Origin of the sequence: Aureimonas ureilytica (assembly GCF_001475935.1) — a bacterium.
GTDB classification, from domain to species: domain Bacteria; phylum Pseudomonadota; class Alphaproteobacteria; order Rhizobiales; family Rhizobiaceae; genus Aureimonas; species Aureimonas ureilytica_A.
This window is the reverse complement of the sequence record NZ_LDQA01000008.1, coordinates 116,221-132,356: the sequence shown is the minus strand read 5'-3', so window position 1 is coordinate 132,356 and position 16,136 is coordinate 116,221. Positions and strand designations below refer to the sequence as shown.

The 16,136-nt window shown below is 68.5% G+C and carries 12 protein-coding genes; 3 read left to right on the top strand and 9 right to left on the bottom strand.

Translation table 11 applies throughout. The features are described 5' to 3' along the window. The first annotated feature begins 161 nt into the window (after window positions 1-161). Window positions 162-2,411 carry a penicillin-binding protein 1C gene (pbpC, locus tag NS365_RS02870; protein WP_244498340.1) on the top strand — a complete coding sequence of 750 codons (2,250 nt, stop codon included), beginning with the start codon at window positions 162-164 and terminating at the stop codon, window positions 2,409-2,411. An 830-nt stretch (window positions 2,412-3,241) separates the two neighbouring features. On the opposite strand, the gene NS365_RS02865 is transcribed toward pbpC, so the two are convergent. The 4 genes from NS365_RS02865 to NS365_RS02850 all read right to left on the bottom strand — a co-directional run bounded on the left by NS365_RS02865 (window position 3,242) and on the right by NS365_RS02850 (window position 8,489). After that, window positions 3,242-4,579 (bottom strand): hypothetical protein, encoded by a 1,338-nt coding sequence (locus NS365_RS02865; RefSeq protein ID WP_058598769.1) that lies wholly within the window; start codon window positions 4,577-4,579, stop codon window positions 3,242-3,244. A 109-nt stretch (window positions 4,580-4,688) separates the two neighbouring features. Beyond that, on the bottom strand, window positions 4,689-6,944 hold the full coding sequence (locus NS365_RS02860) for a xanthine dehydrogenase family protein molybdopterin-binding subunit (RefSeq protein ID WP_058598768.1): 2,256 nt from the start codon (window positions 6,942-6,944) through the stop codon (window positions 4,689-4,691). After that, entirely contained in the window at window positions 6,937-7,995 is a 1,059-nt protein-coding gene (locus NS365_RS02855) for an FAD binding domain-containing protein (RefSeq protein WP_058598767.1), read from the bottom strand. The genes NS365_RS02860 and NS365_RS02855 overlap by 8 nt, the downstream gene beginning before the upstream one ends. Further along, window positions 7,992-8,489, bottom strand: a complete 498-nt coding sequence (locus tag NS365_RS02850; RefSeq protein WP_058598766.1) for a (2Fe-2S)-binding protein — start codon at window positions 8,487-8,489, stop codon at window positions 7,992-7,994. The genes NS365_RS02855 and NS365_RS02850 overlap by 4 nt, the downstream gene beginning before the upstream one ends. Window positions 8,490-8,681: 192 nt before the next feature. Between NS365_RS02850 and NS365_RS02845 the strand changes: the two genes are divergently transcribed. After that, entirely contained in the window at window positions 8,682-9,275 is a 594-nt protein-coding gene (locus tag NS365_RS02845) for a TetR/AcrR family transcriptional regulator (RefSeq protein ID WP_244498339.1), read from the top strand. Between the two features lie 183 nt (window positions 9,276-9,458). After that, window positions 9,459-10,910 carry an NCS1 family nucleobase:cation symporter-1 gene (locus tag NS365_RS02840; protein WP_244498338.1) on the top strand — a complete coding sequence of 484 codons (1,452 nt, stop codon included), beginning with the start codon at window positions 9,459-9,461 and terminating at the stop codon, window positions 10,908-10,910. 87 nt (window positions 10,911-10,997) lie between these two features. Here NS365_RS02840 and NS365_RS02835 read toward each other — a convergent pair whose 3' ends face one another. The 5 genes from NS365_RS02835 to NS365_RS02815 form a co-directional block, all read right to left on the bottom strand. Further along, complete coding sequence (locus NS365_RS02835; RefSeq protein WP_058598763.1) at window positions 10,998-12,545, bottom strand: DHA2 family efflux MFS transporter permease subunit; 1,548 nt, start codon at window positions 12,543-12,545, stop codon at window positions 10,998-11,000. Further along, the gene (locus NS365_RS02830) at window positions 12,542-13,663 is read right to left on the bottom strand and encodes an HlyD family secretion protein (protein WP_058598762.1); all 1,122 of its coding nucleotides are present in this window, start codon (window positions 13,661-13,663) and stop codon (window positions 12,542-12,544) included. Before NS365_RS02830 ends, NS365_RS02835 begins: the two co-directional genes overlap by 4 nt. Before the next feature lie 190 nt (window positions 13,664-13,853). Beyond that, window positions 13,854-14,378 carry a hypothetical protein gene (locus NS365_RS02825; protein ID WP_058598761.1) on the bottom strand — a complete coding sequence of 175 codons (525 nt, stop codon included), beginning with the start codon at window positions 14,376-14,378 and terminating at the stop codon, window positions 13,854-13,856. Continuing rightward, window positions 14,375-14,941 (bottom strand): type II secretion system protein GspM, encoded by a 567-nt coding sequence (gene gspM, locus NS365_RS02820; protein ID WP_058598760.1) that lies wholly within the window; start codon window positions 14,939-14,941, stop codon window positions 14,375-14,377. Before gspM ends, NS365_RS02825 begins: the two co-directional genes overlap by 4 nt. Beyond that, window positions 14,938-16,020, bottom strand: coding sequence for a hypothetical protein (locus NS365_RS02815; RefSeq protein WP_058598759.1), 1,083 nt, complete (start codon window positions 16,018-16,020; stop codon window positions 14,938-14,940). Before NS365_RS02815 ends, gspM begins: the two co-directional genes overlap by 4 nt. Window positions 16,021-16,136: the final 116 nt, after the last annotated feature.

Here is a 16,136-nt window from a genome sequence, read left to right as displayed (position 1 = left end):
GCGAGGCGCGTGGGATTGGCGGAAAACTCGCGACCCAGCCTCGCCTCGGCTGAGTGCCGCGCCAGGGCCTCGAATGAAGTTGCCGCGCCTTCGGCGCTGCGGCGCGCCCGCCTTACCGCCGGTCGAGCCCCGCACGTCCCGTTCCGGGCCGGGTCATCCAGATGGACGCGTTCGCACCGGGGCCGGGTGTGATGGGCCGGACCACGCGCCCGCTGCGCCGCCTTTGGCGGCGCGACCCACAGCCCGCCGCGCCGGAGCCCGTGCCGCCTGATGGCGTGCGAGCGGTGCGCCCCCGCCGTTCGCGACCCACCATTGCGCTCGCCGCTCTGGCGCTCCTTCTTCTCGGCCTTGGCGGCTGGGCGGCGCTGGAGCGCGCCGTGGCAAGCCGCGCCGCGAGCCTGCGCGAACCCGAGACCGGGCTGGTGGTCGAGGCGCGGGACGGCACGCTGCTGCGCGCTTTCGCCGCCTCGGATGGGCGCTGGCGGCTGGCCGCTGACGTCAGCGATGTCGATCCGCGCTTTCTTCAGATGCTTCAGGGCTGGGAAGACAAGCGCTTCGAGAGCCATGGCGGCGTCGATCTGATCGCGCTGGGGCGCTCGGTTCTGGAATCCGCGCGGCACGGGCGTATCGTATCAGGGGGCTCGACGCTGACCATGCAGGTGGCGCGCCTCGTGGAGCGTCTGCCCACCGGCAGCCTTTCGGCCAAGGGGCGGCAGGTGCTGGGCGCGCTGGCGCTGGAGCGCGCGCTCGGCAAGGATGAAATCCTCTCACTCTATCTCAAGCTCGCGCCCTATGGCGGCAATGTCGAGGGCCTGCGCGCGGCGAGCCTGACTTGGCTCGGCCATGAGCCCAAGCGCCTGACGGCGGGGGAAGCGGCGCTGCTCGTCGCACTGCCGCAAAGCCCCGAGCGGCTGCGCCCGGACCTTCATCCCGAGCGGGCGCGTGCGGCGCGCGACCGCGTGCTCGCGCGCATGGCCGCGCTCGGCATCCTGTCGCCCGGCGAAGCCGAGCGAGGCCAGCGCGAGCCCATGCCGATGCGTCGGCTCGCCATGCCAACCCTGGCCGCCCATGCGGCCGAGGGTGCGCGCCAGCGCTCGCTTCAAGCGCGCGACGGGCGCAAGCGCCTTCGCCTGACGCTGGATGCCGGCCTTCAGGCGCGGCTCGAAGCCTATGCGCGTGAGAAGGTGGCGGGGCTGCCCAAGCCCCAGAGCCTCGCCATCGTGGTCGCCGATCATACGAGCGGCGAGATCGTAGCCACGATCGGCTCGCCCGATCTCTTCGATGCCGCGCGGCAGGGCTATGTCGATCTTACGAAAGCCGAACGTTCGCCGGGCTCGACCCTCAAGCCATTGATCTACGGGCTCGCCTTCGAGCGCGGCGTCGCCCATCCCGAATCCCTGATGGACGACCGGCCGACCTCGTTTGCGGGCTACAATCCCGGCAATTTCGACGGTCGGTTCGAGGGAACGCTGACGGCGCGGCGCGCCTTGCAACTCTCGCGCAACCTACCCGCCGTGGAACTGCTCGCGGCCGTCGGCCCCTCGCGCCTCGTGGATCGCATCCGCCGCGCGGGGGCCGAACTCGAACTCGGCAACCGCTCGCTGCCGGGCCTCGCCATCGGCCTAGGAGGCCTCGGCATTTCGCTGGAAGACCTCGTGCGCCTCTATGCCGGGCTGGCGCATGGCGGGGTCGCGCGTCCGCTACGCATCGAGGCCGAGCGCAGCGGCGCACAGAACGCCGCGTTCGGCGTGCCTGAAGCTGCGTCCGGCAAGCTGGACGCGGGGCAGCGCATCCTGTCCTCGCAGGCGGCCTGGTATGTCACCTCGATCCTCTCCGGCGCGCCCTCCACCACCAAGACGTCGCCCGGCACGCTGGCCTTCAAGACCGGCACGTCCTTCGGCTATCGCGACGCCTGGACGCTCGCCTATGACGGGCGGCATGTGGTGGGCGTCTGGGTCGGGCGGCCGGACGGCGCGCCAGTGCCGGGCCTCGTCGGGCAGGACGTGGCGGTGCCCATCATGCGCGATGTCTTCGCGCGGATCGGCCCGCCGGTGCGCCTGCCAGGCCCCCCGCCGGGCATCCAGACCAGCGCCAACCGCCTGCCCCCCGCGATGCGCCATCTCGCGCCCAAGGGCCTGGGCACGCGGGGCGGCGGCCCTGAAATTCTCTTCCCTCCCAACGCCGCCCATATCGAACTGGGTCTGGGCGACGGGCCAGGTTCGGGCGCAGCGCTCAGCCTCAAGCTGCGCAACGGACGCCCGCCCTTCACGTGGTATGTGGACGGACGGGCGACGCTGTCGGGCCTGTTCGAACGCCAGGCGACGTGGCGCCCGAGGGAACCCGGCTTCGTCACGATCTCCGTGGTGGACGCAGCGGGCGCGGCCGCGACGACGCGGGTGTTTCTGGACTAAGAGCCGGGGTCGCCGTTCGGGTCACAGCGCGGCAGAGCGATCGGACGCATCTGATGGCGGTCTACGCCGCCTGCCGTCCTGTGCGGGTGGACTCGCGCCGAAGGCGGCTCGGCGCAGGCGATCATTCATATCTTCCGTAAAGGGCTGCCGTACTTATCAACGCAATCAGAAGACCGATCCCGATCCATCGGATCGTCTGTATCGTTCTGATCCGCCAATCGACCCGATCGCTGCCGCTGCGCGGATCACAGAGCAGCAACTCCAGAAGCAACCCGATCGCATCGAGAATCACACGTCCTCCAACCGCCCTTGCGCCTCTTTCCAGAGCACGAATCCGAACAATGACCCGCCGTTCTCACGTCGACAAAAGGTAGCTCACGACCACGAGCGCAATCCAGAGGAGAAGCGAGCCGACGATCCGAAGCAGCATACGATCGAACTGAACCGGCGTCATGGATTGCACCTCATGCTTTCGATCGGGTCGATGGGGCGCCGATACTGGCCCCCAATTCCGGGGGTGCTCGGTCGAAAGGGGCGCCGCCTGTAAGCGACTGGAAGCAAACCATCCATCGAGCCGGACGTCACCGCCGGACGCGATGCGTCCGAGGCCATCGATCTGACCGCCTGCATCCGAATGCCCCAGATATCCGCATCAGTCGGAACGACGCAAAGATCGTTCCCTCTTCGGTGCTGCCTTCATCAAGGTTCTCAGCCGTCGCGCGGCGGCGTGAATGCCGGATCGAAGGCGGCCAATGCGCGAGAGTTGGCCCGACTTTACGAACAAGCCTCCGCACCCCCATACGCCCGGGCATCGCCTCGATTCGAAGCCCTTAGCCTTTCGGCGCGTCCAAACCCAGTTCATGGCGGAGCCAACCGAAATCGTAGGCTGCTGCGGCCTGCTTCGGGTCGCGAGCCTTGGCCGAATGCGCCTCCAACCCTTTCAGCCAGTCGGCCAACTGGCGCTTCCCGTCTTCACTGGCGGCGGCCGCGCGGGGCGATTGATGGCCCAGGGCGGCCACGGGCCGGTCCAGCGCCCGGCGGTGAAACTCAGTGAGGAAGCCGTGGACGCGCCCGGTCCGATCGTCCTGTGACAGGTCTTCGATATCTCCAAGGCCGGCATAATGGCGTTCGATGAAGATCGTCGGCACCAGCAGAAACTCTCCCACCGCCTCTTCCAGACGCGCGGCGCCTTGCTCGGCGCGTGCCGCCGACTGGCTGAGAAGCACGACGACGCGCTCCTCCAGGGTGATCTGGACCAGAGCGATCCGCCCCTTCCCGGCGTCGATCTCGGTCGAGATTTCCAGCGGGGTGGCCGTGTCAGGGACGGTTGCGAGCGAGCCCCAGACCTTCGGGCGAAGCGGGGTCAGCCCTTCCGCCGCGTTCAGACGCGCGGCGATTTCCGACATGCGCGCACCGGGCGCGAGCGGGTATCGGAATTCGTGAAGGAGGGGTTCTTCGCCATCGGTGTTGCGGGCCGTCCGCAGCTGGTCGATGACGCGCGGCAGCATGTCGAGCAGCCAGACATGCGTGATGAACGGTGCGAGCGCATCCGGGCTATCGTCCTTCGGATGCTCCTGCGTCGGCGTGGCTTGCGCGCGGTCGGACGCGGTGTCCGGCTCCGCGAAACGATCCTGAATTCGAGCCGCGACCTCGTCGCGGCAGGGCAGGAGCCCGCTTGCCAGAACGAGCCGGTCGTTCAGCCGGACGAGGCGCGCGGCGATCCGGTCCCCCGATTGCAAGGGCATCGGCAGTTCGGCGCCGCGCTCGAACACCTGCACGGGCTCGCCACCCAGGAGGCAATCCCGAGCGCGGAAGGACTCGCCCGGCACGACCTCGCTCAGCTCGTAGAGGCCCATCCGCGACGAACGGATGCCCGCGATATAGGCTTTGGCACGCGGGCTTTCCTTCCAGCCGCGCTTCTTGAGATAGGTGTCGGTGAGATTGCGGCCGTCGTCGCCCATCTCGCGCGTCAGGAAATCCTCGAAGGCGCAGTCCCAAAGCGCGGTCCCCAGATCGGGGCCGAGCGCGGTTTCCAGATCGTCATAGTCGAGGCGCAGGGTGTCGAGCGCCGAGCCCATATGCTCTGTCAGCACTTCCTCGAACAGGCTGCCCCATTCGGGCCGGTCGATGAACCGCATCACGCCCGCGAGTTCCTGTCCTGTGGTCATGCCGGGGGCTCCCTCTTCCGCGTCACCCCGCTTTGCCAGCACAAAGCGACCTTGCGCAAGACGCGAGAGGCGCGGGGCATCGGATCGGGCCGATCCCCGCGCCCTTCCTTCAATCCAGGAGATCGGTCAGGCGGATCGGGAAGCGGCGCAGCCGCCGGCCCGTCGCATGCCAGACGGCGTTGGCGATGGCCCCGGCGGTGCCCGTGATGCCGATTTCGCCGACGCCCTTGATGCCGAGCGCGTTCACATGCGGATCGTCCTCATGCACCAGGATCGCCTCCATGGCCGGAATATCGGCCTGAACGGGTATCTGGTATTCGGCGAGATCGGCGTTCATCACCCGGCCCGTGCGCGGGTCGCTCACGCCCTCCTCGTGCAGCGCGAAGGACAGGCCCCAGATCATGCCTCCGAAAAGCTGGCTTTCCACCATGCGCGGATTGATGATGCGCCCGGCCGCGAAGGCCCCGACCAGCCGGGTGACGCGGATCTGGCCGAGATCGGGATCGACGGACACGTCCGCGAAGACCGCGCCATGGGCGTGCATGGCATAGGCCTCCTGCGCCGCGCCGTCCGGCTGCGCCGCCCCTTCCGCCTCGATATGGGTGAGACCGGCGCGCGCGAGAATATCCGAGAAGCTCTCGCCCCGGCTTTCGTCGTCGCGCCTGACGAGCCGGCCGCCGCGCGCGACCGTGCCGACATTGCCGGCCCCGAAGAGCGGCGAGGCTTCGTCGTTGACGGCAAGTTCGCCAAGCTTGGCGATGGCGTTGGCACCGGCCTGATGTAGTGCCATGCCGGCGGTCGCCGTGTGGCCCGAGCCGCCGGCAATGCCGGCATCGGGCAGGTCGGACGTGCCGGCGCGGAACTCCACGGCGTCGATGTCAAGGCCGAGCGCGTCGGCGGCGATCTGCGCCAGCGCCGTCCAGGCCCCCTGCCCCATATCGTGCGCGCCGGTTTCCATGAGGCCGCTGCCATCCCGGCGGATCGTGGCGCGCGCCTTCGCCTGGAACATCAGCGCCGGGAAGGTCGCCGTGCCGACACCCCAGCCTCTCAAGCGCCCGGCCTCGTCCCACATCGCGCGGGGCTCCAGCGGACGCGTGTCCCAGCCGAAGCGCTCCGCCCCCTGACGGTAGCATTCGCGCAGCGCCTTGGAGGAAAAGGGCTTGCCGGAGATGGGCTCGACCTCGGCATAGTTCTTCAAACGGAACGCGAGCGGGTCCATGCCCGCGGCTTGTGCCGCCTCGTCGATGGCACTTTCCAGCGCGACCGAGCCCGGCGCCTCGCCCGGCGCGCGCATGAAGAGCGGCGTGCCGGTGTCCAGCCGCACGGCCTCGTAACTCGTGCGGATGGCGGGGCTGGCATAGAGCGTGTGCGCGACATCGGCGGCGGCTTCGAAGAAGTCGTCATAGGTGCTCGACGCCGTGCGCGTATGGTTCTCGATGGCGGTAAGGCTCCCTGTCTCGTCCATCCCGATGCGGATGCGCTGACGCGTCGGCGCGCGGTGGCCAACGGGGCCGAACATCTGCTCGCGCTTCACCACCAGCTTCACCGGCCGCCCGGTCAGCTTCGCGGCCATGATGCCGAGCACCTGCGGCCCGGCCGGGAAGCCCTTGGAGCCGAACCCGCCGCCGAGATACGGACTGCGGATATGGATATTCTCCGGCGGAATGCCGAAGAGCCCGGCGAGCCGTCCCTGCGCCATGACGAGCGCCTGGCTCGGCATGTCGAGCGAGAGCCGGTCGCCCTCCCAGACGGCCACGACGCCGTGCGGCTCCATCGGATTGTGATATTGGGCCGGGGTTTCATAGGTCGCCTCGACACGATGCGCGGCAGCGCTGAGGCCCGCCTCGACATCGCCCTTCTCGGCCTTGGGCGGGTTGCCGACGCCGACCGTAGAGGGCGCGAAGACCTCCGCCCCATTCAGCCCGACGCGGGCCGTCTCTGCCTCGAAGCGCGGGGCGAGAAGCGCCGCGCCCTCCGTCGCCGCTTCCAGCGTTTCGGCGATCACGACCGCGACCGGCTGGCCGGCATAGCGGACGCGATCGTTCTGCAGGAGATCCAGCCGGAACATGAACGGGTTGGACTTCTCGTCCGGGTCCGAGGCCAGCGCCGGGCGGTTCTCGTGCGTCATCACATCGACCACGCCGGGATGGGCCTTGGCGGCGGCAAGGTCCAGCGACACTAGCCGCCCGCGCGCCACGGTCGAGACGGCGAGCACGGCATAGAGAATTCCCGGCGGATGGTTGTCGGCGGCAAAGCGCGCCGCGCCCGTCACCTTCAGCACGCCCTCGCGCCGCGTCATGGGCTGGCCGATACTGGAGCCGTGCCGCGTGTGGCGGGCTTCGCGGGTCGGAGCGATCTCAGACATGGGACACCTCGGAGGACGAGCTGGCGAAGGCGGAGGCCGGCAGCGCGGGTAGGCGCTCTGGCGTGCCGGCTGCGGCAAGTTGCAGCGCGCGGGTGAGCGTGCGGCGCGCGAGCGTGATCTTGGCCGCATTGTCGCCGGAGGGGCGGGCTTCGCGGAGCGCCAGTTCGGCCGCGCGCTCGAACGTCTCACGGTTCGGCTCCTGGCCCACGAGAAGCGCTTCGGCCTCCGGCGCGCGCCAAGGCTTCAGCGCGACACCGCCGAGCGCAACGCGCGCCTCCGTGATCCGCCCACAGTCGAGCCGTAGCATGGCGGCAGCGGAGACGAGCGCAAAGGCGTAGGACGTGCGCTCGCGGACCTTCAGATAGCGCGAATGCGCGGCGAAAGCGGCGGCCTCGGGCGGCAGACGCACCGCCACGATCATTTCGCCCGGCTCCAGCACCGTTTCGCGATCCGGCCTGTCGCCGGGCAGCAGGTGGAACTCGGTGAGCGGCACCTCGCGCCGCCCGCCCCGGCCTTCGATCTCGACCACCGCCCCAAGCGCTGCCAGCGGCACGCAGAAATCGGAAGGATGGGTCGCGATGCAATGGTCGCTCCAACCGAGCACCGCATGGGCGCGGTTCTCGCCACCCAGCGCGTCGCAGCCCGTTCCGGGCTCGCGCTTGTTGCAGGCGCTCGCCGTATCGTAGAAATAGCGGCAGCGCGTGCGTTGCAGAAGATTGCCGCCTGCCGTGGCGACATTGCGCAGCTGGGCCGACGCGCCCGAAAGAAGCGCCTCGGCCACGGCCGGATAGCGCGCGGCGAAGGCGCGGTCATGGGCAAGATCGGCATTGCGCACCAGCGCGCCGATGCGCGTGGCTCCGTCGCTCAGCGTCTCGACCTCGGAGAGATTCGGCAGGCGCGTGATGTCCACGACGCGCGCGGGCCAGGACACGCCGCCTTTCATGAGGTCGAGAAGATTGGTGCCGGCGGCGAGATAGGCCGCGCCGGGCTCGGACGCGGCCGCCACGGCCTCCGCGATGGTCTGCGGCCTGATATAATCGAAGCGGTTCATTCGGCAGCCTCCCGCGCGGGCGCGCTCATCGCGCGTTGCGCCTCGATCACCGCCTCGGCGATGCCCGCATAGGCCCCGCAGCGGCAGAGATTGCCGCTCATGCCCTCGCGCACGCGCTCGGGATCGTCGCCCGCCTGCCCCTCCAAAATGAGACCGACCGCGCTCATGATCTGGCCGGGCGTGCAATAGCCGCACTGGAACCCGTCATGCGCTATGAAGGCCGCCTGCACGGGATGCAGCGCGCCGTTCACCGCCAGCCCCTCGATCGTCGTGATCTCGGCCCCGTCGAGGCTGATCGCCAGCGCAAGGCAGCTGTTCACCCGCTTGCCGTCCACCAGCACCGTGCAGGCGCCGCACTGGCCCCGGTCGCAGCCTTTCTTGGTGCCGGTGAGATCCAGCCGCTCGCGCAGGAGATCGAGCAGCGTCACGCGCGGATCGTCCAGCGCGATCTCGCGCCGCTCGCCATTGATGGTGAGTTGAAGTGTCGGGTTCATGCCGTCACCTTTTCAGTGATATGTCGAACCGAAGAACGGGGCCGCGCCCCGAGACCGGACACGCAGCGAAGGCGACGACGGGCGAAGAGCGACTCGAGGCTCGGTCCTTCGTCTCCCTGAATATTATACGGAGGCACCCTCCGCTTTCAAGGCTGGAGGCGTTCTAGATTCGACATGGCCCAAGATCGTCCGTTGACAACTCCTCCCGCCCGCAAGCCGCGCGCCGACAGCGTGAAGAACCGCGAGCGTCTGCTGCTGGCGGCGGCGGAGGTGTTTCGCGCCGGGGGGCCGGAGGCGAGCCTGGAAGCCGTGGCGCGGCGCGCGGGTGTCGGCATCGGCACGCTCTACCGGCATTTCCCGACGCGCGAGGCGCTGTTCGAGGCCGTCTATCGGCGCGAGGTCGAGCAACTGGTGGACCTCGCCGCCCAGCTTTGCGAGCGCGAGCCGCCGATCCAAGCGCTTCGCCTCTGGCTCCACGCCGGCGTCGGCATGGCGGCGACCAAGCGCGGGATGCTGACGGCGCTGGCGCTTGCGATCGACAGTTCCAGCGAAATCTACGCCTACTCCTTCGCGCATCTGACACGCGCGCTGGAGGCGCTTCTGTCGCGCGCCTCGGCGGCCGGTGCGATCCGGGCCGATGTCGGGCCGGAAGATGTGCTCCAAGCCATGGTGGGCCTGTCCATGATGGGTCGTCAGCCCGGCTGGGAAGCCAATGCGATCCGGCTTCTCGACATTTTCGTGGATGGGCTCGGGGCATCGGCCATCGGGGAGATGCCCGAGAGCTGACGAGCGGATCGAGACGAGGCGGTCGCTGGCGCATTCGCGCCCGAGCCTCCCGGTCTCGGCCACTCAGTCTTCCAACGGATAACGCGCGCGTGATGGTTGCCAAGTCCTTTCGATAGCGCGAGCATCTGCGCGCGGCCGCACGGGGGTTGTCGGCTGGCCGCGACCATGCAAGGAGGACCAGACGTGCACCCCATTCCAAATGCTTCACCCGACCTCATCAACGAGGATCTGGCGCCCGCGCGGGAGCGCAATTGGGGGGCCTTCTCGATCTTCAACGTCTGGACGTCGGACGTTCACAGCCTCTGGGGCTATTATCTCGCCGCCAGCCTGTTTCTCTTCTGCGGCAGCTTCGTCAACTTCCTGCTGGCGATCGGCATCGGCTCGCTGATCATCTTCTGCCTGATGCATATGGTGGGCATCGCGGGTGTTCGAACCGGCGTTCCCTTCCCGGTTCTGGCGCGCGCCTCCTTCGGCATCTGGGGCGCGAACTTCCCGGCCATCGTGCGCGCCATCGTCGCCTGCTTCTGGTACGGCGCGCAGACGGCAGCCGCCTCCGGCGCCATCGTCGCGCTTCTGATCCGCAACGAAAGCCTCCTCCAGTTCCACCAGTCGAGCCACATGCTCGGCCATTCGACGCTGGAACTCATCTGTTACGTCGTGATCTGGGGCCTCCAGCTCCTCATCATTCAGAACGGCATGGAGACCGTGCGCAAGTTCCAGGACTGGGCCGGCCCCGCCGTCTGGGTCATGATGCTGCTGCTGGCGGTCTATCTGGTGGTGAAGTCCGGCGGCTTTTCCTTCCATCACACGATCCCGATGGACGTGCTTCTGGAGAAGACCAAGGATGCGGGCGTGCCCGGCGTGCCAGGCTCATTCGCCGCGCTCGCCGCCGTCGCCGCGATCTGGGTCACCTACTTTTCGGCGCTCTATCTCAATTTCTGCGACTTCTCTCGCTATTGCCCGAGCGAGCGTTCGCTGACGATCGGCAATCTCTGGGGCCTGCCGGTCAATCTCATTCTCTTCTCGCTGGTGGCGGGCGTCACCACCATCGCGGCCTTCAACGTCTATGGCGAGGTGCTGCTGCATCCCGACCAGATCTCGGCCAAGTTCGACAGCTGGGTTCTGGCGCTGCTCGCCGCCATCACCTTCGCGGTGGCGACGCTCGGCATCAATGTCGTGGCGAATTTCGTCTCGCCGGCCTTCGACTTCGCCAATGTCTTCCCGCGCCAGATCGACTTCAAGAAGGGCGGCTATATCGCGGCCTTCATCGCCTTGGTGCTCTATCCCTTCGCCCCGTGGGAAGGGGGCGCGGCGCATTTCGTCAACATGATCGGCAACACGATGGGCCCGATCTTCGGCGTCATGATGGTGGATTATTACCTGATCCGTCGGGGCCTGATCGACGTCGCCGCGCTCTACCAGGAGCATGGCGAATTCCGCTTCGGCAATGGCTGGCACGGCAACGCCCTTCTGGCCGCGGGCGTCGGCATTCTCTTCTCCTCCATCCTGCCGGGCCTGACCTCGATCATGCCGAGCTGGTGGGGTGTCTATGGTTGGTTCTTCGGCGTCGCCATCTCGGGCGCGCTCTACTACGCGCTGCGGACCGCGCGCGGCGCCAAGCCCGTTCCGGCCTGACGCGAAAAGGGTTCACCCTTTCCTCGCGATGACGACAGTCGTCGGCCCGCCCCTGCGGGCCGATGTCTTTCGAAGGCAACTGTTCCCTCAATCCATCGCCATGGCCGGCTTATGAGCGGACCCGGCGTCGGGCACCTTGAGCAGAAGCAGAAGCGGCAGCGCCACGAGGCTCGCTGCCATCATCAACCGGAAGCAATCGGCATAGGCGATCACTTCCGCCTGCTGCCCAACCAGCGCGTTCACCGCAGCGCGCCCCTGCTCCGTCGTCAGGTCCAGCGTATCGCCCAGCCATTGTACGCCGCGCGCATAGGGCGAGACATGTTCGCCGAGCGAGGCGTGCAGGATCTGGCCGTTGCGCGTCAGAAGAAAGGTCATCATCGAAATGCCGACGCTGGAGCCGATATTGCGCATCAGGCTGTAGAAGCCCGTGCCCTGCGTGCGCAGCTCGGACGGCAGTGTGGCGAAGGCGACCGTGGACAGCGGCACGAAGACGAAGCCGATCCCGAAGCCCTGGATGATCCCCGTGCGGATGATCGTCGCCTCCGACACATCCAGCGTATAAAGGCTCATCTCGTAGAGCGCATAGGCGGTCAGCCCGAAGCCGAAGCCCAGAAGCACGCGCGCATCGACCCGCGCGATCAGCCTGCCCACCACCACCATGGCGATCATCGTGCCGATGCCGCGCGGCGCCAGAACCAGCCCGGCCGTGAGCACGGGATAGTCCAGAAGGTTTTCCAGATAGGGGCTGAGCAGAGCCAGCGTCGCCAGAAGCACCGCGCCCACAATGAAGACGAGCAACTGACTGACGACGAAGGTCCGGTCGGTGAAGAGGCGACGATCCACGAAGGTCGCGCGACGCGCCGTCACCGTATGCACCACGAAGAGATAAAGCCCCAGAAGGAAGAGCGCGAGTTCGACCTGGATTTCGAGCGACGAGAACCAGTCGAGCTGTTCGCCCCGATCGAGGAAGAGCTGAAGCGCGGCGATCGCCAGACCCAGCGTCGCAAAGCCGAACAGATCGATCCGGGCCGAAGGATCTGTGCCACGCTTGGGCAGGAAGCCGAGCGCCAGCACCAGCGCCGCCACGCCGATCGGCACGTTGACATAGAAGACCCAGCGCCAGTCGTAATATTCGGTCAGCCAGCCGCCCAGCGTCGGCCCGATGATCGGCCCGAGCATGACGCCCAGGCCGAACACGGCCATGGCCTGTCCGCGCGTCGAGACGGGATAGGTGTCGAGAAGGGTCGACTGCGCGATCGGCACGAGCGGCGCGCCGAAGATGCCCTGCACGAGGCGAAACAGCACCATTTCCGTGAGGCTCGTCGCCGTGCCGCAGAGCATGGACGCTGCGACGAATCCGATGATGCAGATGATGAAGACGCGACGCCGACCGAAGCGGCGCTCCAGCCAGCCCGTGGTCGGCGTCATGATCGCCGCCGCCACGATATAGGAGGTCAGCACCCAGTTGATCTGGTCGCTCGTGGCCGAGAGCGAGCCCTGCATATAGGGCAGCGCGACATTGGCGATGGTGGAATCGAGCGCCTGCATCAGGGTCGCGATCATGACGCAGGCCGTGATCGCCGCGCGCTCGCCCGGCGTGATGTCCTCCGGCGCCGGGGCGACGGGCGCGCTCATAGGCCGACCACGCCCTTGATATCCTCCCAGAGGGTTCCCGCCGTGCGATGGTAGCCGGTCTGGATCGAGACCGTGGCGCTCGCGCCGACGCGCAGCACGATATTGTCCGGCACGTTCTCCAGCGCGACGCGCACGGGAATGCGCTGAACGACCTTCACCCAGTTGCCGCTGGCGTTCTGCGCCGGGAGCAGCGAGAAGACCGAGCCGGATGCGGGCGCGATGCTCTGCACGCGGCCCTTCAAAACGAGATCGGGGTAATTGTCCACCACGACATCGACGGCGTCGCCGACCTTGACGTGAACGAGGTCGGTTTCCTTCAGGTTGGCGTCCACCCAGGCCTCGGTCGAGACCAGCGTGAAGGCGGGCTTGCCGCCCGTGAGGTAGGAGCCGACGGCGATATTGTCGACCTGCGTGGCGATCCCGGCGAAGGGGGCTGTGACGGTGGCCAGACGCAGGTTGCGTTCCGCGCTTTCGAGCGCCGCCTTGGCTTCCAGATAGGTCGCCTGCGCCTCGAGCGGCGTGTCGGCCGAGCCGCCAAGCTGGGCCAGCGTGGAGCTGGCGGAGGCTTGCGCGGCCACCAGCTGATCCTTGGCGACGCGCAGGTCGCGCCGCGCGGAATCGGCCTCCTGGCGTGTGCCGACGCCCGTTTGCGCGAGATTGGTCGCTCGGTCGAACTGCTGCTGCGCGTAGGTGACATCGGCCTGGGTCTGCTGCACCTCGGCCTCGGCCTGTTTGTAGGTGAGCACGAGCCCCTTCAACTTCTCTTCCGTCTGCTGAAGCTGCGCCTTGGCCTGATCCACGGCGATCTGGTAGGGCTCCGGGTCGAGCCGGAACAGGACCGCCCCGTCGGCCACGCGCTGGTTCTCCGACACGTCGACCTCGACCACCTGACCCGCGACTTCAGGGGTGATCGCGACATTGGGCGCACCGATATAGGAATCGGCCTCGCTCACCGTGCCGCCGCCCCGGAAGTAGAGGAGAAGCGCGACGGCGATCAGAACGATCGGGCCGGCGAGAAGAAGAACGCGGCGCAGCGTGTTCGAGCGCTGGCGCGGCGCGGCGCCGGACCCGCTGTCTCCGCTCGAAGCCAAATTGTCACTCCGGTTGATCTGATCCATGGCGGTCTCTGAGCTTGCGTCCCGTCGCTTCGCGGGGAAGCACGAGTGACATTTTGCCGCCTATTTTTCGCCGATGCCGAAAATGTCAACGCTTTGAGATGCAACAAAAGCGGGCTCGAAACGAGGCGCGCGATCACGCGAAGAAACGCGCCCCTTTGGCAATGCACGGCAGATCGCCGAACCGGCCGCGTCAGGGCCGCAATGCGTCGCTGGCATTGAGGATACGCTCTTCCGCGCCGCGCCGGACGGTGACACGGCGCGGCTCGATCTCGACCACATGCCAGCCGAAAGCGTCCGCTCCCTCGGGCAGCCAAGTGTCCATGCCGGCGAATAGCGCTTTGCGCGTGTCGCCGCTCGATAGAATGCCTGCCAGAACCAGCGGCGGGGCGGCGGGTGGCGCTTCGGCTTGCACCGGCGCTTCGCTGGGCAGGCGACCCGGCCCATCAAGCGCACGGCGCTCGGGGTCGAACGGAGGCGCGGCCATGAACGGCCCGCCGACGAGCGGCGGCCTCTGGCGGAGCAGCGCCGGCGCTTGGCCTTCACCACTGCTGGAAGCCGGGTCGGTCAGCGCGAGCGTCGCTAGAGCGAGCGCGGTGCAGAGCGCCAGCGCGGCGCTGCGCTCGGCCGCGCCCATGCCGGCGAAGCGCCCGAGCGTCTTCGGCGCAGGGTCGGCAAATGCGCCCGCGCCGTCCGTTTCGTCCACCACCGAACTCATGGCTGCTTCCCCGCCGGCGCGGGCCGGATCAGCGCGACGCCGGACAGGCTGGCCGTGCCTGACAGAAGGATCGTCCCGTCCGCTTCGCGCCGCGAGGCCAACGCGAGATCATCCACTCGCAAGACGGGCGGGCGGGTTTCGATGGCGGCGAGGAAGGTTTGCAGCCCGCCTTGCGTCGCCGTGAAGGCGATGCGCGCGCGCATCAGCGCGCCGGGGCGCTCGTCCACCGGGTCCATCTCGATGCGCTCCAACCGCATCGCCTCGGGCGGCACCGCCTCGAACACCCGGCCGCTGAAGCGGCCGCCGGCCGAGGCCGTGTCCGCCGCCACGAGAAGCGGCGCATCGGGGCGCGCTGCGAGCGCGCTCACCGCCGCACGGCGCGCTTCGAGCCGCTGGAGGCGTTCGGTCAGTAGCCGCTCGGTTTCCAGCGCCGCGCGGTTGTCCCGCCAGCGGTCGAGCGGGCCGGAAAAGATCGGCGCGACGATCCAGACAAGAATGAGAAGGATCAGGAGCGCGAGGCCACGCCGCGCCAGCGGCGATGCGGGAAGACGAAGCGCGGTCATGGCTGGGAGCCCTCACCGCCGGACGCATCCAGCGCCCGAAGCGTGAAGGCGAGTTGGCCCGGCGCGGCGTCGCCCGGCGCGGGAGCCAAGAGCGCGCTGTCGCGCAGTGCCGCGCGCGCCCTCTCCGCGCCCTGCAGGCCGATGGTCAGCCGATCGCCTTCGAGCTTAAGATCGCTCAGGACGGCGTCGCGTGGCAGCGTGCGGGCGAGATCATCGAGGACCTGGGCCACCGGCGGGCGCAAAGCGCGCGCATCCAGAAAATCCGCGACGGCCCCGGCCGACAGCGCGGCGACGGCGGGCTTGGGCGACGCGGCGCGGGCGGCGCGAAGCGCGTCCAGTTCGGCCTCCTGCTGCCCGATCGCCAGAAAGGGCGTCGCGAGAAGGATCAGAAGCGCCGCGCCGCCCGCGAGCTTGGCGAAGGGCGAAAGCGCGGCCACGCCGGCGAGCAGGCTCGGATCGTCCACGGAGAGAAGGTCCACCGGCACCGGCCGGCCTTCCCCATGGCCGACGCCGATCCGCACCAGCGTCAAACCCGCTTCCGCAATGGCCTCTTCCAGCGCGCGGATGCGCGGGCGGGCCAGCACGACATGCACGATGTTGAGTTCGCGCGCGTCCGTGTCCTCGGTCTCGACATACCAATCGCCGAGAATCTCGGCCGGGGCGAAGGGCATCAGCCCTTCCGCCTCGTGGCGCAGGATCGCGCCGGCATGACCGAGGGCGCGCGCCGGCAGGCGCGTGCGGCGCATGAAGCAGAGATCGCGCGGCACCGAAAGTCGAACGGTGCGCTCCGGGGCAAGTTCGGCCAAAGCGCGCAACCGGGCGACAAGCGTAGGGCCGCTCGCCAGCGCCTCGGCCGGGTCGGGCAGCGCGCCTTTGCGCGGCTCGGCCAGCGCTACGGCCGCGCGCCCGTCGGGCAGGAGCACGCAGTCGATCGCCGCGCGCCGACCGGCCTTTCGCGCCCGCAGGGCGTTCGGCACCATCGCGGCCAGCTCGTCCCGCCACCAGCCGAGCGCCTCGCGCGCGCGCTCCGCGAGCGACGTCCCGGCCAGCGCCTCGTGCTTGCTCTCCTGTGCGACCACTTGCGCTTCGCCTTCGCCTGCCTGGCTTCCCTTCGGTTCGATCCGCAGTCTATCCGGCAGCCGTCTACGGATTGTTAAGCAAACTCCTGTTGTGTCGAAGGGGCCGGCGCCTCTGA